At 62.1% G+C, this 24559-nt stretch carries 23 protein-coding genes; 16 read left to right on the top strand and 7 right to left on the bottom strand.

Annotated elements, in window-relative coordinates:
• Positions 1-126: 126 nt before the first annotated feature.
• The 11 genes from aroQ (at position 127) to BMY98_RS14850 (ending at position 13419) form a co-directional block, all read left to right on the top strand.
• Positions 127-579 carry a type II 3-dehydroquinate dehydratase gene (gene aroQ, locus BMY98_RS14900; RefSeq protein ID WP_074890452.1) on the top strand — a complete coding sequence of 151 codons (453 nt, stop codon included), beginning with the start codon at positions 127-129 and terminating at the stop codon, positions 577-579.
• Between the two features lie 80 nt (positions 580-659).
• Positions 660-1115, top strand: a complete 456-nt coding sequence (gene accB, locus BMY98_RS14895) for an acetyl-CoA carboxylase biotin carboxyl carrier protein (RefSeq protein WP_074890450.1) — start codon at positions 660-662, stop codon at positions 1113-1115.
• Between the two features lie 17 nt (positions 1116-1132).
• Entirely contained in the window at positions 1133-2482 is a 1350-nt protein-coding gene (gene accC, locus BMY98_RS14890) for an acetyl-CoA carboxylase biotin carboxylase subunit (protein ID WP_074890448.1), read from the top strand.
• 301 nt (positions 2483-2783) lie between these two features.
• Positions 2784-3662, top strand: coding sequence for a 50S ribosomal protein L11 methyltransferase (gene prmA / locus BMY98_RS14885; RefSeq protein ID WP_074890446.1), 879 nt, complete (start codon positions 2784-2786; stop codon positions 3660-3662).
• A gap of 55 nt (positions 3663-3717) precedes the next feature.
• Positions 3718-5109 carry a DUF3426 domain-containing protein gene (locus tag BMY98_RS14880; RefSeq protein WP_074890444.1) on the top strand — a complete coding sequence of 464 codons (1392 nt, stop codon included), beginning with the start codon at positions 3718-3720 and terminating at the stop codon, positions 5107-5109.
• A gap of 277 nt (positions 5110-5386) precedes the next feature.
• Positions 5387-6400 (top strand): tRNA dihydrouridine synthase DusB, encoded by a 1014-nt coding sequence (gene dusB / locus BMY98_RS14875; protein WP_074890442.1) that lies wholly within the window; start codon positions 5387-5389, stop codon positions 6398-6400.
• Positions 6397-6717: a DNA-binding transcriptional regulator Fis gene (gene fis / locus BMY98_RS14870; RefSeq protein WP_007907419.1), complete on the top strand. Its 321-nt coding sequence runs from the start codon at positions 6397-6399 to the stop codon at positions 6715-6717. The genes dusB and fis overlap by 4 nt, the downstream gene beginning before the upstream one ends.
• Before the next feature lie 78 nt (positions 6718-6795).
• Positions 6796-8403 carry a bifunctional phosphoribosylaminoimidazolecarboxamide formyltransferase/IMP cyclohydrolase gene (purH, locus tag BMY98_RS14865; RefSeq protein ID WP_074890440.1) on the top strand — a complete coding sequence of 536 codons (1608 nt, stop codon included), beginning with the start codon at positions 6796-6798 and terminating at the stop codon, positions 8401-8403.
• Positions 8404-8570: 167 nt separating this feature from the next.
• Complete coding sequence (purD, locus tag BMY98_RS14860) at positions 8571-9866, top strand: phosphoribosylamine--glycine ligase (RefSeq protein WP_074890438.1); 1296 nt, start codon at positions 8571-8573, stop codon at positions 9864-9866.
• 93 nt (positions 9867-9959) lie between these two features.
• Entirely contained in the window at positions 9960-12755 is a 2796-nt protein-coding gene (locus BMY98_RS14855; protein ID WP_074890436.1) for a hybrid sensor histidine kinase/response regulator, read from the top strand.
• A gap of 67 nt (positions 12756-12822) precedes the next feature.
• Positions 12823-13419, top strand: a complete 597-nt coding sequence (locus BMY98_RS14850) for a MarC family protein (RefSeq protein WP_074890435.1) — start codon at positions 12823-12825, stop codon at positions 13417-13419.
• Between the two features lie 9 nt (positions 13420-13428).
• Here BMY98_RS14850 and BMY98_RS14845 read toward each other — a convergent pair whose 3' ends face one another.
• From BMY98_RS14845 to cobG, 7 genes are all read right to left on the bottom strand, one after another.
• A complete protein-coding gene (locus tag BMY98_RS14845; RefSeq protein WP_074890433.1) occupies positions 13429-14067 on the bottom strand; it encodes a hypothetical protein in 639 nt (212 codons plus the stop codon).
• Complete coding sequence (locus tag BMY98_RS14840; RefSeq protein WP_074890432.1) at positions 14057-14767, bottom strand: hypothetical protein; 711 nt, start codon at positions 14765-14767, stop codon at positions 14057-14059. The genes BMY98_RS14845 and BMY98_RS14840 overlap by 11 nt, the downstream gene beginning before the upstream one ends.
• A gap of 48 nt (positions 14768-14815) precedes the next feature.
• Positions 14816-15616, bottom strand: coding sequence for a hypothetical protein (locus tag BMY98_RS14835; RefSeq protein ID WP_074890430.1), 801 nt, complete (start codon positions 15614-15616; stop codon positions 14816-14818).
• A 340-nt stretch (positions 15617-15956) separates the two neighbouring features.
• On the bottom strand, positions 15957-17666 hold the full coding sequence (cobJ, locus tag BMY98_RS14830; protein ID WP_074890429.1) for a precorrin-3B C(17)-methyltransferase: 1710 nt from the start codon (positions 17664-17666) through the stop codon (positions 15957-15959).
• The gene (locus BMY98_RS14825) at positions 17666-18400 is read right to left on the bottom strand and encodes a precorrin-2 C(20)-methyltransferase (protein WP_245760069.1); all 735 of its coding nucleotides are present in this window, start codon (positions 18398-18400) and stop codon (positions 17666-17668) included. Before BMY98_RS14825 ends, cobJ begins: the two co-directional genes overlap by 1 nt.
• Positions 18397-19023 carry a precorrin-8X methylmutase gene (locus BMY98_RS14820; protein WP_074890427.1) on the bottom strand — a complete coding sequence of 209 codons (627 nt, stop codon included), beginning with the start codon at positions 19021-19023 and terminating at the stop codon, positions 18397-18399. Before BMY98_RS14820 ends, BMY98_RS14825 begins: the two co-directional genes overlap by 4 nt.
• A complete protein-coding gene (cobG, locus tag BMY98_RS14815) occupies positions 19016-20368 on the bottom strand; it encodes a precorrin-3B synthase (protein WP_083398795.1) in 1353 nt (450 codons plus the stop codon). The genes BMY98_RS14820 and cobG overlap by 8 nt, the downstream gene beginning before the upstream one ends.
• A 208-nt stretch (positions 20369-20576) precedes the next feature.
• Between cobG and cbiE the strand changes: the two genes are divergently transcribed.
• From cbiE to BMY98_RS14790, 5 genes are all read left to right on the top strand, one after another.
• Positions 20577-21779, top strand: a complete 1203-nt coding sequence (cbiE, locus tag BMY98_RS14810) for a precorrin-6y C5,15-methyltransferase (decarboxylating) subunit CbiE (RefSeq protein ID WP_074890425.1) — start codon at positions 20577-20579, stop codon at positions 21777-21779.
• On the top strand, positions 21779-22876 hold the full coding sequence (locus BMY98_RS14805; RefSeq protein ID WP_074890423.1) for a cobalt-precorrin-5B (C(1))-methyltransferase: 1098 nt from the start codon (positions 21779-21781) through the stop codon (positions 22874-22876). The genes cbiE and BMY98_RS14805 overlap by 1 nt, the downstream gene beginning before the upstream one ends.
• A gap of 11 nt (positions 22877-22887) precedes the next feature.
• The gene (locus BMY98_RS14800) at positions 22888-23610 is read left to right on the top strand and encodes a cobalt-precorrin-6A reductase (protein WP_074890555.1); all 723 of its coding nucleotides are present in this window, start codon (positions 22888-22890) and stop codon (positions 23608-23610) included.
• Between the two features lie 141 nt (positions 23611-23751).
• Positions 23752-24042: an addiction module antidote protein gene (locus BMY98_RS14795; RefSeq protein ID WP_074890421.1), complete on the top strand. Its 291-nt coding sequence runs from the start codon at positions 23752-23754 to the stop codon at positions 24040-24042.
• 88 nt (positions 24043-24130) lie between these two features.
• Positions 24131-24556: a DUF2946 domain-containing protein gene (locus tag BMY98_RS14790; protein WP_083398794.1), complete on the top strand. Its 426-nt coding sequence runs from the start codon at positions 24131-24133 to the stop codon at positions 24554-24556.
• Positions 24557-24559 lie beyond the last annotated feature (3 nt).

Genomic DNA, 24559 nt, shown 5'->3' with positions numbered 1-24559 from the left:
CATCGGGCATCGTGCTGAATATTGTGGGTAACTGGACAGTCCATCGTACTTTCCGGCATAGTCGCTGCCCATCAGCGGCTCACTCTGTACGTGAGCGTCGAAAACGCGAACAACAAGGAACACTCGATGGCGACTTTTCTGGTTCTTCACGGACCTAACCTGAACCTGCTGGGGACCCGTGAACCGGGGATCTATGGCTCGATCACGTTGGCCGATATCAACCAGGATCTGGAACAGCGTGCGCGCGAAGCCGGTCACCACCTGATGTACCTGCAGAGCAACGCTGAGTACGAGCTGATCGATCGCATCCACGCTGCACGCGATGAAGGCGTGGACTTCATCCTGATCAATCCGGCTGCTTTTACGCACACAAGCGTTGCGATACGTGACGCGTTGCTGGGAGTGAGCATCCCATTCATCGAAGTGCACCTGTCAAACGTGCACAAGCGCGAACCTTTCCGCCATCACTCCTACTTTTCAGATGTTGCTGTAGGCGTGATCTGCGGCCTTGGCGCCAGCGGTTACCGACTGGCCCTGGAGGCCGCCCTGGAACAATTGGCCAAGAGTTCGAAAGCGTGAACGGCCCAGTCCCGTACTGAGCCAGACCGCCGGAACCGGCTACCAAATCCCCCTGACCGTCCCTTGGGAGTTGATGATTAATGGATATCCGTAAAGTCAAGAAACTGATCGAACTGCTGGAAGAGTCCGGCATCGACGAACTGGAGATCCGTGAAGGCGAAGAATCCGTACGGATCAGCCGTCACAGCAAGACTCCAGCACAGCAGTACTACGCGCCTGCCCCGGTTGCCGCTCCGGCACCTGCCCCGGTTGCAGCGCCAGTGGCCGCCGCCGCTGAAGCACCTGCTGCTCCACAGCACGCCGGCAATGTCATCAAGTCGCCAATGGTCGGTACCTTCTACCGCACCCCGGCGCCTGGCTCGCCAGCCTTCGTCGAAGTCGGCAAGACCGTCAAGAAAGGCGACACCATCTGCATCGTTGAAGCGATGAAAATGATGAACCACATCGAAGCCGAAGTCAGCGGCACGATCGAATCCATCCTGGTAGAAAACGGTCAGCCGGTTGAGTATGACCAGCCGCTGTTCACCATCGTTTGAACCGGGGAGAGCCTGCGATGTTGGAAAAAGTCCTGATCGCCAACCGCGGCGAAATCGCCTTGCGCATCTTGCGTGCCTGTAAAGAACTGGGCATCAAGACCGTCGCGGTCCATTCCACGGCAGACCGTGAGCTGATGCACCTTGGCCTGGCAGACGAAACCGTCTGCATCGGCCCGGCGCCAGCCAACCTGTCGTACCTGAACATTCCGGCCATTATCTCGGCTGCAGAGCTGACCGGCGCCACGGCGATCCACCCGGGCTACGGTTTCCTCGCGGAAAACGCAGACTTTGCCGAGCAGGTCGAGAAATCCGGCTTCGCATTCATTGGCCCGAAAGCCGAAACCATTCGCCTGATGGGCGACAAGGTTTCTGCCAAAGACGCCATGAAGCTCGCCAACGTGCCGACCGTTCCCGGTTCCGACGGCCCGTTGCCGGAAGACGAAGAAACCGCGCTGCGCATTGGCCGTGAAGTCGGCTATCCGGTGATCATCAAGGCCGCTGGCGGCGGCGGTGGTCGCGGCATGCGCGTGGTGCACAAAGAAGAAGACCTGATCGAAGCGGCCAAGCAGACTCGCGCTGAAGCGGCTGCCTGGTTCAGCAACCCGATGGTCTACCTGGAAAAATACCTGACCAACCCACGTCACGTGGAAGTCCAGGTGATTTCCGACGGTCAGGGCCAGGCGATCCACCTGGGCGATCGTGATTGCTCCCTGCAGCGCCGCCACCAGAAGGTTCTGGAAGAAGCGCCTGCACCGTTCATCGACGAGCAAGCCCGCAAGGACGTGTTCGCGGCCTGTGTCAAAGCCTGCATCGACATCGGCTACCGTGGCGCCGGCACGTTCGAGTTCCTGTACGAGAACGGCCGTTTCTACTTCATCGAAATGAACACCCGTGTTCAGGTGGAGCACCCGGTTTCGGAGATGGTCACCGGCATCGACATCGTGAAGGAGATGCTCAGCATCGCCGCCGGCAACAAACTGTCGTTTACCCAGGATGACGTTGTCATTCACGGGCATTCGCTGGAGTGCCGGATCAACGCTGAAGATCCAAAGACCTTCGTCCCGAGCCCGGGCCTGGTCAAGCATTTCCACGCGCCAGGCGGTAACGGCGTGCGTGTGGATTCGCACCTGTACAGCGGCTACAAGGTTCCGTCCAACTACGACTCGTTGATCGGCAAGCTGATCACCTGGGGCGCGACCCGCGACGAAGCCATGGCGCGCATGCGTAACGCCCTGGATGAAATCGTGGTCGACGGCATCAAGACCAACATCCCGCTGCACCGTGATCTGACCCGCGATGAAGGCTTCTGCGAAGGCGGCGTCAACATCCACTACCTGGAACACAAGCTGGCCGCCGACAAGCATTGATCCGCCAGTAAGTGCTACAGACCAACAAAGCCGCTTTCGAGCGGCTTTGTTGTTTTTCGGTCGGGCCTCTGGATTTTGGGACGCGCCCATCCTGTGGGACCGGCTTTAGCCGGGAAGAGGCCTGGGTGACCGACATCACCTTCGCGGTGTGACGCTTAACGCATTCCCGGCTAAAGCCGGTCCGACTTTCCCAGCCTCACTGCCACACCCTCTTTGTTGTTTCCCCGCGAACCCCGTAAACTTCCCGGTCTTTCGTGGCCGTTGGCCGCTTCTCAATTTTTCAACTCGAAGGTCACCCGCCATGCCTTGGCTGCAAGTCCGTCTCGCCATTAGCCCAGAACAAGCCGAAACCTACGAAGACGCCCTGCTCGAAGTGGGCGCCGTATCGGTGACGTTCATGGACGCTGAAGACCAGCCGATCTTCGAGCCAGAGCTGAACACCACGCCGCTGTGGTCGCACACGCACCTGCTGGCGCTGTTCGAAGCCGACACCGATGCCGATCACGTCCTCGCTCACCTGAGATTGCTGACCGACGCCGAGCTGCCGGAGCACACCCATGAAGTGATCGAAGATCAGGACTGGGAACGCAGCTGGATGGACAACTTCAACCCGATGCGCTTCGGCCAGCGGCTGTGGATCGTGCCGAGCTGGCACGCCGCACCGGAGCCGGAAGCGGTCAATCTGTTGCTCGACCCGGGCCTGGCGTTCGGCACGGGTACCCATCCGACCACCGCGCTGTGCCTTGAGTGGCTCGACGGCCAAGACCTCGCCGACTGCAACGTGCTGGATTTCGGCTGCGGCTCCGGCATCCTCGCCATCGCCGCGCTGCTGTTGGGCGCTAAACAGGCCGTCGGCACCGACATCGACGTCCAGGCCCTTGAAGCGTCCCGCGACAACGCCGGTCGCAACAACGTCCTGGCCGAGAAATTCCCGCTGTATTTGCCTGAAGACCTGCCCCAGGTGCCGGCCGACGTGCTGGTGGCCAACATCCTCGCCGGCCCGCTGGTTTCTCTGGCGCCACAGTTGGCGAGCCTGGTCAAACCCGGTGGCCGACTGGCGCTGTCCGGTATCCTTGCCGAGCAAGGCGATGAAGTTGCCGCCGCTTACGCCGACACCTTCGAGCTGGACCCGATCGCCAATCGCGAGGGCTGGGTACGGATCACCGGTCGTCGCCGCTGACAGCCAGTTGCCCTAAGATCCAACCATCAGGCGCTCTTTAACCCCGGATACCCGCATGACCGACAGCTTCGTCACTCAGTGCCCGCATTGCCAGACCAGTTTCCGCGTCAGTCACGCTCAGTTGAGCGTGGCCCGAGGCATGGTGCGCTGTGGCTCATGCCTGCAGGTGTTCAACGCCGCGAAACAGCTGTTGGAGCAACGCGACGGAACAACCGCGGAAACGCCGTCGCCTTCCGCGCCAAACGCCGAAGGCGTGGAGAAGAAGCCGGAAATCCTCGCGCCGCAGTCACTCGTCGTGACCCAGCCAGCGCCGCTGCCGGTCAAGCGTGACGAGCGTGAAGTCGATCTGGATAGCCTCGATCTGGACGATCTGGACGTTGAACTGGCGCGTCTCGAACAGCGCGAGATTCAGCTCCCCGAGTCCTTCGGGCGGGTCAGCAAGGCGCGCGATCACGACGAAGTCGAGTCCTTCAGCGCCCGACGCGACGAGCCTGACGTCGCGCAGGAGTCGTGGGCCCACGGGATGAGTCACGACGACGTCGACCAGCTGCCCGAACTTCGCGCAGAAGTCGTCGAGGAACGCGAAGCGCATACCGACCACACGATAGACGAAGGCCCGCTGGACGAGCCGATCAATCAGCAGGACCGCCATCGCACCGAGCCTTCATTCTCGCTGACGCCGGACGATCTGGACGACCTGAATGACGAGCCGGCTCGCCCCCACTCGTTCAAGCATCAAGCCGAACCCGACGCTGACACAACGTCGGAACGCTTCACCGCCCTCGACAACCATGACGATCAGGATCGCCTCAGCGCCCGTCATGATGATGAGGAAGACGATGAGGCCCCGCACGCAGCTGCCGACGGCAAGCGTGGCGGCCGCAACGAACCAGGCCTGCGGGACAGGGCGTTGGTCGACCTGACGGATGACCCGCTGCAGTTGTCCTGGCAGAAACCCAAACCGCGCTGGGGGCGGCGTCTGCTGTGGATGCTGTTGATCCTGATTGCGCTGGGCGCACTGGCCGGCCAGTACATTGCCTACCACTTCGAGGAGCTGGCGCGACAGGATCAGTACCGGCCCATTTTCATGGAGCTGTGCCCCTCCCTCGGCTGCAAGGTCCCGTCCAAGGTCGATATCAAACTGCTCAAGAGCAGCAACCTTGTCGTGCGCAGCCACCCCGAATTTCAAGGCGCACTGGTCGTTGACGCGATCATCTATAACCGTGCGTCCTTTTCCCAGCCGTTCCCGCTGCTCGAACTACGCTTTGCCGATGCGACGGGGCAGTTGATCGCCAGCCGCCGATTCAAACCAGGCGAGTACCTGAGCGGCGAGCTGGCGGGCAAAGACGAAATGCCGCCACAGACGCCGATCCACATCGCGCTGGACATTCTCGACCCGGGCCCTAAGGCGGCGAACTACAGCCTGAGCTTCCGTTCGCCGGAGTAAAAACGACGGACGCAGCGGTTTTCCCGCACCGAAATGCAGCACCCAGCGCGAGACGGGATGCCCGAAATCCGACGACACTTTTATGACGATGCCGGCCTAAACCTAACCGTTTGCGATAAGAACGGAACTGTTCAGATTTTATCCAATTCAGCCTTTATCCAGTCATCGAGAGCGGGTATCATGCCCACCCTTTTTCATACTCTGGGTCCCGTCTGAATTGGCGCTGAAGCACTTTTCGGACCAGACCTCGTGATTCGGCCCCACAACAGGTCACCCTATGTCGGCGGTACGCATCGGCCCTTACACATTGCAAAACGGCTTGATTCTCGCCCCGATGGCGGGTGTCACCGACCAGCCCTTCCGGCAACTCTGTCGCCAGCTCGGCGCAGGCCTGGTGGTCTCGGAAATGGTCACCAGCGACATGAGCCTGTGGAACAGCCGCAAGTCGCGGTTGCGCATGATTCACGAAGGCGATCCTGAGCCACGCTCGGTACAGATCGCTGGCGGGGACCCGCAGATGCTTGCGGACGCAGCACGCGCCAACGTCGAGCTCGGCGCGCAGATCATCGACATCAACATGGGTTGCCCGGCAAAAAAGGTCTGCAACAAGGCCGCCGGCTCGGCGCTGTTGAAAGATGAACAGTTAGTGACCGAAATCCTGCACGCGGTGGTCGCGGCAGTCGAGGTACCGGTCACGCTGAAGATTCGCACCGGCTGGGACCGGGCGAACAAGAATGGTCTGACCGTCGCCAGAATTGCCGAACAAGCCGGCATTCAGGCATTGGCGGTGCACGGGCGAACCCGTGCCGATCTCTACACCGGTGAAGCCGAGTACGACACCATCGCCGCGATCAAGCAGGCGGTGTCCATCCCGGTGTTTGCCAACGGCGATATCGATTCACCGGAAAAGGCCCGCTACGTCCTCGACGCAACCGGCGCCGATGGGCTGTTGATTGGCCGGGCCGCCCAGGGGCGCCCATGGATTTTTCGCGAGATAGAACACTACCTGCAGACCGGGGAAAAACTTCCGGGCCTGCCCGTCGGTGAAGTGGAACGCATTCTGCTAGAGCATCTGGCTGCGCTTCACACGTTCTATGGCGACGTGATGGGCGTGCGAATCGCCCGCAAACACGTCGGCTGGTACCTCGCAACGTTGCCGGGCGCCAGGGAGTTTCGCGCCCTTTTCAACCGTTTGGATGATACAGAAGCACAGTGCGCCAACGTTCGGGAGTTCTTTTCCCAGCGCGATAAATCCCTCCCAGCAGGGAACGAAGAAGAGGTGGCCGCATGACGATGATGACTGAGACTTTAGTGAGTGGAACAACACCCGTGAGCGACAACGTCAATTTGAAACAACACCTCAATACGCCGAGCGAAGAGGGTCAGACCCTGCGCGGAAGCGTCGAGAAGGCGTTGCACAACTACTTCGCTCATCTGGAAGGTGCGGCCGTCACTGATGTCTACAACCTGGTGCTCTCGGAAGTCGAGGCGCCGTTGCTCGAGTGCGTGATGAACTACGTCAAGGGCAACCAGACCAAGGCCTCCGAGCTGCTGGGGCTGAATCGCGGCACCCTGCGCAAGAAACTCAAGCAGTACGACCTGCTGTAAGCATCCGAAAAACAAGCGACCTCACTTCAATGCGGTCGTTTTTTTTGCAAAATTCTTTTGCTTTTGATGGAAGTTGAGATGACCGACCAGACGACCCGCCTGCCGATCCGCCGCGCCTTGATCAGCGTATCCGACAAGACCGGCATCCTCGAATTCGCGCGTGAACTCCAAGCCCTCGGTGTCGAGATCCTCTCCACCGGCGGTACGTTCAAGCTGCTCAAGGACAACGGCGTTGCAGCGGTAGAAGTCGCCGACTACACCGGCTTTGCGGAAATGATGGACGGCCGGGTCAAGACACTGCACCCGAAAATCCACGGCGGCATCCTCGGCCGTCGCGGCATCGACGACGCCATCATGACCGAACACGGCATCAAGCCGATCGACCTGGTCGCGGTGAATCTCTACCCGTTCGAAGCGACCGTTTCCAAGCCGGGCTGCGACCTGCCGACGGCCATCGAGAACATCGATATCGGCGGCCCGACCATGGTTCGCTCTGCCGCTAAAAACCACAAAGACGTCGCCATCGTCGTCAACGCCAGCGATTACACGAACGTGCTGGAAAGCCTTAAGGCCGGCGGCCTGACCTACGCGCAGCGCTTTGACCTGATGCTCAAGGCATTCGAGCACACCGCCGCCTACGACGGCATGATCGCCAACTACCTGGGCAGCGTTGACCAGTCCGCTGAAACCCTGAGCACCGAAGGCCGCAGCGAATTCCCGCGCACCTTCAACAGCCAGTTCATCAAGGCGCAGGAAATGCGCTACGGCGAGAACCCGCACCAGAGCGCGGCGTTCTACGTTGAAGCCAGGCCTGCCGAAGTCGGCATCGCCACCGCGACCCAACTGCAAGGCAAAGAGCTTTCCTACAACAACGTCGCCGATACTGACGCGGCGCTTGAGTGCGTGAAGAGTTTCGTCAAGCCTGCCTGCGTGATCGTCAAACACGCCAACCCGTGCGGCGTTGCAGTAAGCCTGGATACAGAGGGCGGCATTCGTCAGGCCTACGAGCTGGCCTATGCCACCGACAGCGAATCGGCGTTCGGCGGCATCATCGCCTTCAACCGTGAACTGGATGCCGAGACGGCCAAGGCCATCGTTGAGCGTCAGTTCGTCGAAGTGATCATCGCCCCGAGCGTCAGCGCCGACGCTCAGGCCGTCATTGCCAGTAAAGCCAACGTGCGCCTGTTGACCAGCGGCCAGTGGGACGCAGAACGCGCGCCGGCCTGGGATTACAAGCGGGTCAACGGTGGCTTGCTGGTACAGAGCCGCGACATCGGCATGATCGGCGCCGATGACCTGAAAGTCGTCACCCAACGCGCGCCGACCGAGCAAGAGATCCACGACCTGATCTTCGCCTGGAAAGTCGCCAAGTACGTGAAATCCAACGCCATCGTCTACGCCAAGAACCGCCAGACCATCGGCGTCGGCGCAGGCCAGATGAGCCGCGTGAACTCCGCGCGCATTGCTGCGATCAAGGCCGAACACGCCGGCTTGCAGGTGCAGGGCGCGGTCATGGCCTCCGATGCGTTCTTCCCGTTCCGCGACGGCATCGACAACGCTGCCAAGGTCGGCATCACCGCGGTGATCCAGCCAGGCGGCTCGATGCGTGACGCCGAGGTGATTGCGGCAGCCGACGAAGCAGGTATCGCGATGGTATTCACCGGCATGCGCCATTTCAGGCACTGAGTGCAGCGGCAAGCATCAAGCTGCAAGCGGTAAGTAAAAGCAGAGTCGCGTCGCTTTACTCGCCCTTGCAGTCTTATTAATTCAGAGCAATGAGCCGTGATTAAGAGTTGTGCTATTCGCTTTTACTTGCCGCTTGTAGCTTGCAGCTTCTCCGAAGGAGTCTTTCTTTGAATATTTTAATCATTGGCAGCGGTGGCCGTGAACACGCCCTGGCCTGGAAGGTCGCGCAGGACGCTCGTGTCGAGAAAGTCTTCGTCGCCCCCGGCAATGCCGGCACTGCCACTGAAGCCAAGTGTGAAAACGTCGCGATCGACGTACTGGCGCTGGAGCAACTGGCTGACTTCGCCGAGAAGAACGTCGCGCTGACCATCGTCGGTCCGGAAGTGCCGCTGGTGGCCGGTGTCGTCGACCTGTTCCGCGCCCGTGGCCTGAAGTGCTTCGGCCCGACCAAAGGCGCCGCACAGCTGGAAGGCTCCAAGGCATTCACCAAGGACTTCCTGGCGCGCCACAACATTCCCTCTGCCGACTACCAGAACTTCACCGAAATCGAACCGGCGTTGGCGTACCTGCAAGAAAAGGGCGCGCCAATCGTCATCAAGGCCGACGGCCTGGCGGCGGGCAAAGGCGTGATCGTTGCGATGACCCTCGCCGAAGCGGAAGACGCCGTGCGTGACATGCTGGCCGGCAATGCCTTCGGCGACGCCGGTTCGCGCGTGGTGATCGAGGAATTCCTCGACGGCGAAGAAGCCAGCTTCATCGTCATGGTCGACGGCAAGAACGTGCTGCCCATGGCAACCAGTCAGGACCACAAACGCGTCGGCGATGGCGACAGCGGCCCGAACACCGGCGGCATGGGTGCGTATTCCCCGGCCCCGGTGGTCACCGCCGAGGTTCACCAGCGCGTGATGGATCAGGTCATATGGCCGACCGTCAGGGGCATGGCCGCCGAGGGGAACATTTACACCGGTTTCCTCTATGCTGGTCTGATGATCGACAAGGCTGGCAACCCGAAAGTCATCGAATTCAACTGCCGCTTTGGCGATCCGGAAACCCAGCCTGTGATGCTGCGCCTGCAATCGAGCCTGGTATCGCTGGTCGAAGCCGCTCTGGCGCAAACGCTGGATACGGTGGATGCTCAGTGGGACCCGCGTCCGAGTCTGGGAATCGTGCTGGCAGCCGGCGGTTACCCGGCCGACTACGCCAAGGGCGACCAGATTCAGGGGCTGGACGCTGCGGCCGCGTTGCCGGGCAAGGTGTTCCACGCTGGCACCGCGTTGCAGGATGGCCGTATCGTGACCTCCGGTGGTCGTGTGCTGTGCGCGACAGCGCTGGGCGACACCGTTGGCGACGCGCAGAAACAGGCGTACGAACTGGCTGCAAAGATTGACTGGAAAGGTTGTTTCTACCGCACGGACATCGGCTATCGCGCCATTGCCCGGGAACGCGGCGAAGATCTGGCGTGAGCCTGCGTCCGATCAGCGATTCCTCGTTGAGTCGCTGATCGGTCATCCGGTGCCCCAGAGTTAAACAGGCTTCATTCACGAAGGGATTTCGCCGTGCGCTGGCTCAGGATTGCCACTCGTTTGACCGTCACATTGCTGACTCTGCTCTGTATAACCTCGGCCGCTGCCGAGGTCAGTGCAGGCTGGTCAACCCTTGTCGACGATCAGGCTAACCTGAACCTCAGCGACGTTCGCTCCCCCCACTACGAATCCCAGTTCAGCCCTGTCGAACTCGACAAAGTGCGGGCGACCAACCGCGACTCCGCACTGTGGCTGCACTATCGCCTGCCCCCGACCACCCATGAACAACTGGTGCGAATCTTCGCCCCCGATCTGGCCACGGTCGACATGTACGTGCTCGACGGCGACAGCCTGATCGATCATTCGCGATCGGGTAACCGAGTGCCGCGCGAAGCCCAACCCCTGCCGTCACTGGACTTTCTGCTGCCGGTGCCCCACAGCGACAAGACGCTCGACCTGTATCTGCGCCTCAAGTCCGAGCAGGAACTGCGCCCCAACATTACGTTGCAGTCCGCAGTCACCAGCGCCGCCGACGAGCGCCGCCCCCTGCTGCTCGGTCTGTTCTTCGGCTCGCTGGCCATGCTGATCGTGCAGAACATCACGCGCTTCGCCCAGTCCCGCTCAATCAGCAGCTTGTGGCTGGCAGCGTGCGAGGCGTTTCTGGGGTTGAGTGCGCTGTTGCTGCTCAACCTTCAGGCGCCCTGGCTGCCGCGCTGGCACCTGGAGCAGACGCCGAGCGCTCACCTCGCCCTGCTCCTCGCCGCCGCGACAGGGCTGATGTACACGTACTGTTTCTTCGTTCAGCGCGGGGTCGAGATGCTCAATCGGCTCCTGATGGGCGTGCTGCTGGTGGTCGGCTTTGGCGCGCTGCTGGTGCTGTTCGTTGAAACGCTGCCGCTGAACATCATGACGTTCCTGCTGGTGGCACTGACCACGGTCAGCATCACCCTGGTGTCGATCTACCACCTGCAGAAGGGTTACTCGCCTGCCCGGCCATTCGTGATCGCCATGATCGCGTTCAATCTCGGCAACCTCGTGGTGCTACCAGCCATGCTCTGGTTGACGAGCATTCCCGCGCAGACGCTGATCATCGGGGTGTTGGCGGTATTCTGCCTGTGCGGCCTGTTGATGAGCATCGCCCTGAGCGAGCGTCATCGCAGCATCACCGAAGACAACTTCAGCATCAGCCGCGAACTGGCGGCCAGCACCGCAGAGATCAACGCCAAGGCCGAGTTTCTGGCGAAGATCAGCCACGAGATTCGCACCCCCATGAACGGCGTTCTGGGGATGACCGAGCTGCTGCTGGGCACGCCGCTGTCGGTCAAGCAGCGCGATTACGTGCAAACCATTCACAGCGCCGGCAACGAACTGCTCACCCTGATCAACGAAATCCTCGATATCACCAAACTGGAGTCCGGTCAGATCGAGCTGGATGACGTGCAATTCGATCTCAACGCGATGATCGAGGACTGCCTGAGTATCTTCCGCGCCAAGGCCGAGCAGCAAAATGTCGAGCTGATCAGCTTCATTCAGCCCCAGGTGCCGCGTGTCATCAGTGGTGACCCGACGCGACTGCGGCAGACGCTGCTCAGCTTGCTGGAGAACGCCTTAAAGAAGACCGACGAGGGCGAGATCCTGTTGGTCGTCGCCCTCGACTCCCGCGGCGGCAAGCCACGCTTGCGCATTGCCGTCCAGGACAGTGGCACGCCGCTGACGCCCAATGAACGCGACGCACTGCTGCACGCCGAACTGCATAGCAAAAATTTCCTGGCCGCCAGCAAGGTTGGCGGTCACCTGGGGCTGGTCATTGCCCGGCAGCTCATCCTGTTGATGAGCGGCGAGTTCGGTATCCAGAGCGGCACCAATCAGGGCAGCACGCTGTGGCTGAGTCTGCCCCTTGATACGGAACGGCTGGAGCAGCCCCCCGCCGACCTGGACAGTCCGCTCAAAGGCGCGCGAGTTCTGGTGGTTGACGACAACGACACCTGCCGCAAGGTGCTGGTACAGCAGTGCAGCGCGTGGGGGCTTAACGTCAGCGCCGTGCCATCGGGCAAAGAGGCGCTGGCGCTGCTGCGCACCAAGGCGCACCTGCGCGACTACTTCGATATCGTCTTGCTCGACCAGAACATGCCCGGCATGACCGGCATGCAACTGGCCGCCAAGATCAAGGAAGACCCGAGCCTGAACCACGACATTCTGCTGATCATGCTCACGGGCATCAGCAATGCGCCGAGCAAGATCATCGCGCGCAATGCCGGGGTCAAACGCATCCTCGCCAAGCCGGTCGCCGGGTACACGCTGAAGACAACGCTGGCGGACGAGCTCAATCAGCGCAACAAAGGCAATGCGCCCTTCTCTGCAGTGCCCGGGGTGATCAGCGATATCGACGTGCCCAGCGACTTCCGTATTTTGGTCGCCGAGGACAACAGCATTTCCACCAAAGTCATTCGCGGCATGCTTGGCAAGCTCAACCTGCAGCCGGACACTGCCAGCAATGGCGAAGAAGCGCTGCTGGCGATGAAGACCCGGCGCTATGACCTGGTGCTGATGGACTGCGAAATGCCGATCCTTGACGGGTTCTCCGCGACTCAGCAGTTCCGCGCCTGGGAAACCGGCAACCAGCGCATTCGCACCCCTGTGGTGGCGTTGACCGCGCACATTCTGGCGGAGCACAAGGATCGCGCGCGCCAGTCGGGCATGGACGGCCACATGTCCAAGCCGGTGGAGATGTCGCAGTTACGCGATCTGGTCGAATACTGGGTGGAGCAACGTGCGCGGGATGACGCGACCCGCGCCACCCGCGGCGAAGACCGTTATGAGCAAAACTGACCGCCAGGTATCCGTGACAGGCTGATAGACTTGGCGCCGTCCCAGTCTGCTGCCATGAGCTCAAACCATGCTTCACGTGCTGTTCAGCGTTTACCTGAAGATGCTGGTGCTCTATAGCCCGTTCTTCGTCCTGTCCTGCTTTATTTCCCTGAGCCGCGGTTACTCACGCAAGGAACGCCGACGCCTGGCGTGGAAGATCGCCTTCGCGACTCTGGTTTCCAGTGTCTTGCTGTACCTGTTCGGGCGGGTGATTTTCGGGGTTTTCGGCATCACCGCCGACGCTTTCAGAATCGGCGCCGGCAGTGTGCTGTTCATCTCCGCGCTGGCCATGGCCCAAGGCAAATCCGGCGTGCAGACCGACAACGTTCAGCAGGATGTCGCCATCGTGCCGCTGACCATCCCTATCACCGTCGGCCCCGGCACCATCGGCGCGCTGCTGGTCATGGGCGTGAGCCAGCCACACTGGGACGACAAACTCACCGCCATCGTCAGCATCGCGCTGGCCAGCCTGACGGTCGGCGTGGTGCTTTACCTCTCGAACAGCATCGAACGGGTTCTCGGCGATCAAGGCCTGCAGATCGTCAGCCGGTTGATGGGATTGTTCGTTTGCGCCTTGGCAGCGCAGATCATCTTCACTGGTATCAAGGGCTATCTGCTGACCTGACGACGCACGCTACAGCTCGGCAATGGCCTTTTTCGCGGCGTCGGTCAGGTAGCGACTGATCTTCTCCCTGTACGGCGCATAGCTCTGTTCGGTCAGTGAAAATGACGCCCCGTTGGTACGCACGATCATGTCCCCGGACAGCGTGTCCCAGAACAGCAGCCCCGGTTTCACCCCGCGAGTGGTCATCTGCAATCCGCACACCAGAATATCTACCGCCCCGGTGCCGCTCGCCCTGCACGGCACCACCTGGAAGCTCTCGGACTGCCCCGAGGAAAACCAGGAACTGAAGAACGTGTTGGCATGCTCGCTGCTCAGTAACGTATGAAGGGACCCCGCCATCAATGCGTGCAGCTCCGGCGACGTTGCCCTGCCGAAAGCGCTGGCGGGGAGATAACGCAAATCCCGCAAACGCCTGATCGTGACCATCCCGGGATCGATACTGCCGGTCAGCCTGCCGCCTTTTTGGTAAATAGTGCGCTGGTACTGTTCTATCCAGGGCTTCCAGTTGCGGTACCGATCGTGCTTCTGGTCTGCGGATAATTGCGCGTAGAGCAAACAGTCGAGGATGTCGGCGCGCAGCTGCGCAGAAATTCCGGGCGCAAACGACACAAAATTCCGGCCCTGTAGCACGCTCTCGTCAGTGGACATCACCCGCCTCCTTCAGCGCACAGACCAGTCCCGATCGTCGGTCCTCCAGCGCCTGGCTGATTTTGGACCGCAACGGCGAGTACACGAGATCCATCAGCCGCAGCGAGTAGAACCTCAGCTCGACATTGCTGATGATATTCGCCGGTTGCAGGGGTTCGAACAGAAAGTCGTGTTTCAGCAACGAACAGTGGGTGAAGGTGATGAGGACCATCGACAGTTCGCCGTTGGCGTCCAAAAACCCCAGTTGCAGCACCACTTTCTGGCCGTCTTGCGCTTCGCGCGGAATCCCGACGGTAACCGGCTCGAGCGCCTCACTTGCCAAGCGCTCGATGGCAGGCTGATCCGGGTAACTCAGCAACGATTGCCAGGCCGTGGACTCTGCCGCAAACAACAGGTCAGCGGGGATGAACGCCGGCAGGGTCTTCTTAATCCATGCCCAGACTGAGCCGGGCCCTAACTCAGCGGAGGGGCAAGCCAATGCCTCGTGGGTTTTCAGCGCCCAGCCGAAGCGGTTGAACGCTGCCAGCCAGGTGTCGTTCCAGGCCGAAGTGGCCGTGAAGCGAGGGTGTTTTTTTGTTGCCGCCATCTGCATGTACAGAACGCAGTCGGCAGCGTCGCTTTTGCGCTGTGCCGAGCAGCCGCTGTGCGTGAACAACACGCAGCCGGCGCTGACTTGCGCTTCGATCATTCCCTGATGCATGGCACATCTCCATGGGAGAGGAGGCGACTCGCGCCCCCTCTCTTGAGTTCAGATATCGAATTCTTCAATGGCGGCCGAGGCACTTTTACTCAGACGCTGCTGGATCCGCTCGCGTAAACGCGCGTACACACGCGTGTTAAACACCAGATGGTTTTCACCCCGGAAGGCCCTCACTTCCGCACTGTTCCATTCCCAGAAAAGCACGTTGGTGACGGCCGAGCTGGTAGCAAAATTAACCGCACCCATCGCCATGCTGACCGTGCCGTCGTTGGACTCGGCACACGCGCCGATGCGGAAATTCGCGCCGCGGTGGGTCTTGGTCTGACGCTCAAACAGTCGCAGCGGTTTGTCTTGAGCTTTGAGCACGGCAACGGCGTCACTAGCAACTTTCAACATGGCGATGGACGCGGGCCCGGGCAGTGCGGCGGCTGCAATGGCGGAAGAGATGATCTCCAGCCCTGCTTGCTCCATGCTGAATCGACGGTGCGTCGAGTAATAGCGGCTGTACCTCCAGTTGGTGGAAAGCCAGCCCATCGTCGCCAGCACACGGTTAAAGTGCTCGTACCACTCCCGACTCTGGGTCTCCGGGTTGAAGTCCTTGTTGGCGGACAGCGTGGCGAACAGGAAGGTGTCCATGACGTCTTCCTTGTTCTGCCGCGAAACGCCTTCAGCGAACGCCAACAGGTTACCCGCGACAACAGCGCCCTGGCTCGGCTCGTCCTGCAGGCCCGGAACCGGGTCATCCATTGCCGAAACGTGCTCGATCATCGAGTGGGTGCAGTCGGCTAGCTGGCAGTCGTTGATGAACGCACTGCGCTCGGCGATGGTCATGCTTGTTTCATGCTTCATTCGTTAATCCTTTAACTGATGGGGTGAGTCCGTCGTGGACACCTCCGAGATTAACGAACATTTGAAAGTGCGCCACCCGAGGGGCTGGACGCCTTACAGACACGTTCGAGCAAGCCGTCCTACAGAGCGGCAGCGCACTCCCCTGAACCGGGGAGACGCAAACTTGAGAGAAAGCACAGGGTTGCGAGAACAGCCGCCCATGACAATGGAAGCAGACGACAGGTGGTGTCGGCCGCCACCTGACGTTTTCCGCCGGGCAATGGCCCGGTTTCGCCGTCTACTCGCAGACACGGCTACGTCACTTATAAGACCGATCCCACAGCGCAAACCGCAGCGTCGCTCACGCCGGCTTGGCGCCATACCAGCGAGGTGTGTAGACCCACGACTGGCCATTGGCTCGCGGGAATACGCAGGTTAACGACGAGCCGATCAAGACCATGGTGCGCATGTCGACTTGCTCCGGCGTCAGCTCACCAAGTGTGATGACCCGCAACGTCTGCGCCGGCCGTCCAATATCCCGCCCCAGGGTGACCGGGGTTTGCGGGCCACGATGCTGGCGCACGATTTCCAGGGCGCGCCCGAGCTGCCAGGGCCGGGAGCGCGAAATCGGGTTGTAGAACGCCAGGGCCAGGTCGGCCTGACAGGCGAGATCCAGGCGCTTCTCGATGATCTCCCAGGGCTTGAGGTTGTCCGACAGGGACATCACGCAAAAGTCATGACCCAACGGCGCACCGGCCAGCGCGGCGGTCGCCAGCGAGGCTGACACGCCCGGCAGTATGTGCAAATCCACCCGGTGCCAGTCGGGATTGTCCGACTCATGCAGCGCTTCCAGCACCGCAGCGGCCATGGCGAACACGCCGGGGTCACCCGAGGAAACCACCACCACCGACCGCCCTTCAGCGGCCAGCTCGAATGCATGGCGGGCGCGCAGCATTTCTTCGCGGTTGTCAGTGCAGTGCAGCACCTGGTCGGCACGGAAAGGCCCGGCCATCCGCACGTAAGTTTCGTAGCCCAGCACATCGTTGGCGCGCGCCAGCTCGGCTTTTACGGCGGGGATCATGAAGTCGGTAGCGCCCGGGCCGAGGCCGATGACTGCCAGCCGCCCACGTCCACAGCCGATCTGTGAAACATCCAAAGGCTGTGGCGCGACAGCGATGGCAACGCCCGCCGCTGGCGTCAGCGGTGGCAGCAGTTGCGGCAATACCTGCTGGGTCATTTCGGCGGGCATACCGGCGGCGGTAAAACGCAACGGTACGCTGAGCGCGTCGGCTGCAGCGTGCAGCGCCGGATTGGCCATCTCGGCTTTGCTGGCCAGTAAACAGCCCAGCGCCTGCACGGCAATGCGCGACTCATGCAGCGCGTTTTTAACAGCCTCGGCGGGATCAGGCAGATCTCCGCTCACCGCCACCAGTACATTGCGCGGGTAGATCAGCAACTCGTGCTCGCTGGGTTCGCGCTCGTCGTAACCGACGTGAATCGCCAACTGCGCCTGATCATCCTCAGGCAGCTGCGCCTGAGCCAACCACGGCGCCGCGCCCTCGACGCGCACGCTTTCACCCGACAGCAAGTCGCTGACGAAGCGCTTGCCCAGCTCCAGATCGCCCAATGCGTAGCCGGCGGGCGGATTGAGCAGGCAGGTGCCGAAGCGCAGCTCGCCGCTGGTGGTGATGGCCGCTGCGGTGTTCAGTGCGACAGCCATTTCCCGGGCCATGACGTTGACGCCACCCAGTCCCCCCAGCAGCGGCACGACTGCACTGCCATCTTCGGCAACGGCGAGCACTGGCGGCTCAACGCCCTTCTCCAGCAACACCGGCGCCAGCGTGCGAATGACGATGCCCGCTGCGCACAGCGCGATGATCGGCGTGTCTTGCTGATAAAGCTGACGCAGTGTCGCGCCAAACTCCAAGTAGCTACGGTCGCCGTCTTCCACACGTCCGGCCAGCCCGTATATCAGCGCTTGGGGATACAGCTGCTGAATACGTCGCGCCGTCGCCAGCGCGCCTTTGCCGAGAATGACAATCGCCGGGGCCTTGATGTTGGTCGTGCCCATCAGCCTTGCCACCGTTCGCCGGGGACAATGATCAGCGAGAAGTACGGCGACGACATCGGGTCAACCTCCGCCAGCGGCACGATCTTCTGATTGGCCATGGTCGCGCGCTCGACGTACAGCGCGCGCTCAGCCAGACCGGTTTCCACCAGCACCTGACGCACTTTCGGGAGGTTGCGCCCCAGCTTCATGATCACCGCAGCGTCGGCATCCTGAAGCTTGCGTTTGAGTTCTTCGGCGGACAACACGCCAGAGAGCACCGACAGGCTCTGATTGCGGTACACCAGCGGTGCACCCAGCACCGACGCGCCGCCGAGCATCGAGCAGACACCGGGAATCACTTCCGCTTCGTAGCGATCGGCAAGACGGTCGTGCAGGTACATGTAAGAGCCATAGAACATCGGGTCGCCTTCGCAGATCACCGCCACGTCACGCCCGGCGTCCAGGTGCGCAGCCAGATCGGCGCTGCTGCGGTCGTAGAACTCGCTGATCACCTGCTCATAAGACATGTGAGAGGGCAGCGCCTCGGTGGTCACCGGGTACACCAGTGGCATGAGGGTCTGCGCCTGCTGCAAATGCCCTTCGATGATGCCGAACGCGTTGCCCTTCTTGCCCTTGGCGACGAAGTACGCGACCACCGGCGACTCGCGCAACAGGCGCAGCGCCTTGACGGTAATGAGTTCCGGATCACCCGGCCCCACGCCCAGGCCAATCAGTCGACCGCGTGGTGCCATCATTCGATCTCCGTGGCGAGTGAGTTGACCGCCGCCGCCGCCATGGCGCTGCCGCCACGGCGGCCCTGCATGATCACGTAAGGCACGCCGCGACTGTCGGCAGCCAGCATGTCCTTGGATTCAGCGGCGCCGACGAAGCCCACCGGAAAACCCAGGATCAGCGCAGGTTTCGGCGCGCCGGCATCGAGCATTTCCAGCAGATAGAACAGCGCGGTCGGTGCGTTGCCGATCACCACAATTGCCCCTTCCAGATGCGGGCGCCACAGCTCCAGCGCTGCAGCCGAGCGGGTGTTGCCCAGCTCCCGCGCCATCTCGGGCACACGCTCGTTCTTCAGGGTGCAGATCACCTGATTATTGGCGGGCAGGCGCGTGCGCGTTACCCCTTCGGCGACCATGTGTGCGTCACACAGGATCGGCGCGCCGGCGGCCAGTGCGCGGCGACCTGCCGTGCCTGCGCCCGGCGAGAAGCGCAGGCCTTCGACCGCATCAACCATGCCGCAGGCATGAATCACCCGTACGGCGAGTTTTTCCAGGTCGGCCGGGATGGAATCGAGCCGGGCTTCGGCACGAATGATCGCGAAGGAGTTACGGTAGATCTCCTGGCCGTCGCGGATGTAATCAATCATGGGTGTTGCTCCGTGAGTCGGCGGTCAACAACGCGCCGACTGCTTCAATAGTGAGGTCACGTGCGTGCAGATCGCCGAATCCGGACATGTCTGCATGACGAAAATAAAGGTCGTAACGACCAGGCGACCCTGCCAGCAGGGTCACCGGCATCACGTGCGCAGCGGCGCATGAGCGCGTGCAGCCGGACAGGTGCACCGCGCGGCTGATGCCGTTTTCTTGCAGCAATGCGGCCAGACGCAGCCCGTCGGCCTTGGTGTCGGCCAAGCCTTTTGCGCAGGCCGCGGAGCCGGTGCAGGCCACGATTTTCGACAGCGACTGAGCGGCATCGACGAGCAAACCTGCCTGACCCAAGCCATCCAGCACCGGTGCTGAATTTTCCGCCGGGACATTGCGCAGCATCAGGCTTTGCCACGGCGTCATGCACAACTGGCTGTCGCCGAACGCAGTGGCCAATCGGGCGGCGTCACGGAACATGGACGGCCGCAACCGCCCCAACGGCACGCCTGCGCCCACGGCCACAACGCCGGCTGTTCTTTGCGAGTACGTGCCGATGTGCGCAAAGGGCCGGATCGGCGCGCGCCGCCAGTCGGTTACTTTTTGATCAACCACCAGTTGCTGCGGCAAACGCGCGGCGACGTGTTCGATGAAACGGGTGACTGGCATTTCTTTCAGCAGATCACGCATGCGCGCCTGATCGGGGCGAGCGAGGTCGAGGAAGGTTTCCAGCACCGCAACGACCAGTGCGTGCGCGGTTTCCGGTACTACGGCTGCCACTGGCGAATCAGTGGCCGAACAGCCCGCCAGCCCGAAACCCAACAGCGTCCGGCCATCGACCTGCACTGCAGACAGCCAGAGATCATGGGGATGCTCAAGCATCGCCAGTCCCTCGCCGCCGTCCAGCGACAGGGCGAATTTGGGTGATAGCTCGTGGAAACGCGGGTGGTGCTCGAGAGAGTGCAGGATCTGCCCGGCCAGCGGACGCACGTCCAGCAACTGCTGCGGATCCAGGCCTGCGGTCGGGCTGAGCATCAGGTTGCGTACGTCGTCGCTGGCCGGGTTGCTCGGCCCCAGACCGGCATCAAGCAGGCTCGCAATCAGCCCGTCATGGTTAGTGCCAATCCCGCGAATCTGCAGATTGCCGCGATTGGTCGCCTCGATCACACCACCGGCGAACCGCTCTGCGGCGTCTGCCACGGCAAGCGCCTGATCCGCGGAAAGCACCCCGCCCGGCAGTTTGATCCGGCAGATGCCGCCGTCCAGCGCCGGGACGATACGCAACAACCCCGGACAAGCCGAGGGGCGAATGGGCGTAGCGGATGGGCGAGCGGACAACGGCTCGGTCAATGGATCACCTGGTGCGAACGGGCGGACGCGTAGAGAAACGAAAAGTTACAGGGGCCGTATTATGCCTGCTTTGGCCGTTGCCATGAAAAGACGCTCTGTCGGATTCACAAACCCATACGAACCGGGCCCGCTGGCGCGGTATCATGCCGGCCACTTTCACAGGCCGAGCGGGCGGGCCTGTTGCACGCAATCGGGTTGAGGGCAATTCATGTCACCGTGGCTGACAGTCGTGGGAATCGGTGAGGACGGCTATAAAGGCCTGGGCCGAAACGCTCGGCACGCGCTGCTGCAAGCGCGGCAGGTGTTCGGCGGCCCGCGGCAGCTGGCCTTGCTGCCGCCGTGCATTCAGGCGGAGCAGCGCCAGTGGCCGAGCCCGTTTTCCCTGAGCCCGGTGCTGGAGCAACGCGGCGCCCCGGTCTGCGTACTCGCCAGCGGCGACCCCATGCTGTTCGGCGTCGGCGCGAGCCTGTCGAAACAGGTCTCTATCGGTGAGATGCGGGTGATTCCCGCGCCGTCTTCTTATTCGCTGGCGGCGGCCCGTCTGGGTTGGGCGTTGCAAGACGTGGTCACGCTGTCGGTCGTCGCCCGTCCGGTTGCTGCATTAAATGCCCACGTGCAACACGGCCTGCGCCTGCTGGTGCTGAGCAATGACGGTTCCAGCCCGGCGGCCATCGCGGCACAGCTCCGCGAACGCGGGTTCGGCCCCAGCCTCATGATCGTCCTCGAACACTTGGGCGGCAGCGCCGAGCGACAGATCGAAGGCACCGCCGGCGAGTGGAATGCCACCGACATCGCTGCGCTGAACCTGGTCGCCATCGAATGCCGCGCACAGCCTGATGCACTGCGCCTCTCGCCGCTGGGCGGTCTGCCGGACGAGGCGTTTCGGCATGACGGTCAGTTGACCAAGCGCGACGTGCGCGCGATTACGCTGGCCCGTCTCGCGCCCGTTCCCGGTGAATTGCTGTGGGACGTGGGCGCAGGCTGCGGCTCCATCGGCATCGAGTGGATGCGCGCGCACCCGACCTGCCGCGCCATCGCGGTCGAGGCCGATGAAGGTCGGCAGCACCTGATTGAATTCAACCGCGATGCCTTGGGTGTGCCCGGTCTGCAATTGATTCGCGGACGTGCGCCGGATGCGCTTGAGGGCCTTGAGCAACCTGACGCGATCTTCATCGGCGGCGGCGTCACCCGCGAAGGTGTGCTGCGCGCCTGCTGGCAAAACCTGCGCTCGGGCGGCCGACTGATCGCCAACGCCGTCACGCTGCAGAGCGAAGCGATGCTGGTGAACTGGCGCGAGCAATACGGCGGCGAACTGACCCGCATTCATCTGGCACACGCCAAACCACTGGGCGAGTTCGACACCTGGCGTCAGGCGCTGCCGATCACCCTGCTCGAAGCGATCAAACCTTGATGCGCGACGAAACCGCCGAACAACCCGCTCCACTGCGCAGCGGCTTGACCACCGGCAGCTGCGCCACGGCGACGTCACTCGCCGCTGCGCGCCTGTTGCTGGCCGGCGAAACCAACGATGCCATCGACATCACATTGCCCAAGGGCAAGTCAGTGCAGATGCGCCTGGAGTTCTGCCGCCTGATCGCGGACGGCGCCGAGGCCGGCACGCTCAAGGATGCCGGGGATGATCCGGACGTGACCCACGGCGCGCTGGTGTCTGCCCAGGTCAGGCTGATCCCTGAGCCCGGCGTGCGGTTTGTGGCGGGCGAAGGCGTCGGTACCGTCACCCGACCGGGTCTGGTGCTAGGGGTTGGCGAGCCGGCGATCAATCCGGTGCCGCGCAGGATGATGGCTGAACACCTCACGCAACTGGCGCAGGACGTCGCCTACGACGGCGGATTTGAAGTGACGGTCTGCGTCGAAAACGGCAGCGAGCTGGCGCTGAAAACCATGAATCCGAGGCTGGGGATTCTTGGCGGGCTGTCGATTCTGGGCACCAGCGGCATCGTCCGGCCCTTTTCCTGCGCGGCGTATATTGCGTCGATCCACCAAGGCATCGACGTCGCCCGCACCAACGGTTACCAGCACATCGCCGCCTGCACCGGCAACGCCAGCGAAGACACGATGCGTCGGGTGTATCAGATCCCGGACATCGCGCTGATCGAGATGGGCGACTTTGTCGGCGCCGTCCTCAAGCACATGCGCAAAACCCCGATCGAGCGGCTCAGTGTCTGCGGCGGCTTCGGCAAGATCAGCAAGCTGGCGGCCGGCCACATGGACCTGCACAGCCGCCACTCCAGTATCGATCTGGTTCAGCTCGCGCGATGGGCTGCCGACGTGGGCGCTAACGCCGAGCTGCAGCAAAACATTCGCCAAGCCAACACCAGTCAGCAAGCGCTGGCCATGGCCTCGGCCGTCGGCATCGCGCTAGGTGATGCGGTGTGTCAGCACGCGCTGAATTTCGCCCGCAGCGTGGTGCCGGCGCAAGTTGAGGTGGAGGTTTTTGCCATCGACCGACAGGGCGGGATCGTCGGGCACGCAGGAGGGTTTGCTTGAAACCACAGATCATGAAACGCGTGCTGCTGCTCGGTGGCGTAACCGACGCACTGGCGATCGCCCGCACGCTGGGGCCTCAGCACGTTTACAGCCTGGCCGGCGTGGGTCGCGTGCCCACCGACCTGCGCTGCGAAGTCCGTGTGGGCGGGTTCGGCGGCGCTGACGGTTTGGCAAACTTCGTACAGCAAACAGGCATCGATCTGATCCTGGATGCGACGCACCCGTACGCTGCGCAAATGAGCCAGAACGCGGTCACGGCGTCAAAGCTGACCGGCGTCCCCTGCTGGGCGTTGCGGCGACCGGCGTGGCAGGCAGGTCCGGACGATGACTGGCGCGAAGTTGCGGACTGGGCCGAACTGATCGCCGCCCTCGCCCCTTTTCGCCGCCCCCTGTTCACCTTGGGCCGCGAACCTTTGCAGCATCTGCACGAGATTCCCGTCCATCAGTTCTGGACGCTGCGTGCCCTGGACGTCTACCCCGGCAACGAACGGTGTGAAGTGATCGGCGCGCGCGGCCCTTTCCTGCTGGAGGATGAGCGCGAGCTGTTCGAGACTCGCAACATCGACGTCCTCATCAGCAAGAACAGCGGCAGCACCGCGACCGAGCCGAAGCTGGAAGTGGCGAGGGAGCGCGGGGTACCGGTGCTGGTGTTGAAGCGGCCGGTGCTGCCGGAAGTGGATCGGGCATTCTGGAGTGTGGGCGAGGTGCTGGAGGCGTTGCGGGACACTGGCTGACGCAGGCCGAAAATGCCGTGAAAATCGTCTGGGTTTGCGGATCGGTCCGACTTCACCGTCTGACTTGACTGACATCGGAAATGTGCTCTCCGGTATACCTTCCCGTGTTTTTGCGGAACGCCTCACGGCGAGGGAACAATGATGAAAGAAGAGTTCAAACCGTTCGACGCAGCGGAATATCTGGAAACACCCGAAGACATGGCAGGCTATCTGGACGCGTGCCTTGAAGAAGACAATGGCGATGGTGTGCTCATACGCAAAGCTCTGGGCAACATCGCGCGGGCTTATCGCATGTCTCAGATCGCACGTGATACTGGGCTGGGTAGAGAGAGCCTGTACAAAGCGCTGAGCACAAACGGCAACCCCGAATTCGCCACCATCATGAAGGTCATCAAAGCCCTGGGCCTGAAGCTCCACGCTTCCACCGCATGACCCGCTGCTGAACCCCTCCTGAACCAAACCCGCCCCGCGACATAACGTCGCGGGCGGGCTTTTTACATCTGGCGGCCGATCAGGCTAAATGGCCGACATGAAAAAACAACAAGATCAAATCATCACGCAGAAGCGGCGACGGGCGTTCGCCTGGGTGGCGTGTTTCGCACTGTTGTTCGGGGTGTTGGCAATGCCGATGACACCGACCATGCCACGCCCCGAAGGTGAGCGGCTGGTGTGGGGAAGCGGCTGCACTGGTGCTACGTCACGACTGGCCAAGACGCCCGTTGAAGTCATCGATAAACAATCGCCCTACCACCCTGACATCGCGTTCATGCAGCACTGCGCTTGTTGCACAAACGCAATGCCACTGGTTGCAGTGCCGACCAGCATCAGCTTTGGCTTGTTCGCCCTTGTCGAACCGGTGCGTTTCCCTGTCGCGGTATTGGTGCTTCGCGCGCCGCCCCGTCAGCAATGGCCTGAGCGTAACCCGCACGTATCACCCAGGGTCTGATTT

Origin of the sequence: Pseudomonas graminis, assembly GCF_900111735.1 — a bacterium.
Taxonomy (GTDB): Bacteria; Pseudomonadota; Gammaproteobacteria; order Pseudomonadales; family Pseudomonadaceae; genus Aquipseudomonas; species Aquipseudomonas graminis.
The sequence above is the reverse complement of the archived record's forward strand: the minus strand, read 5'-3'. Positions and strand labels throughout refer to the sequence as shown.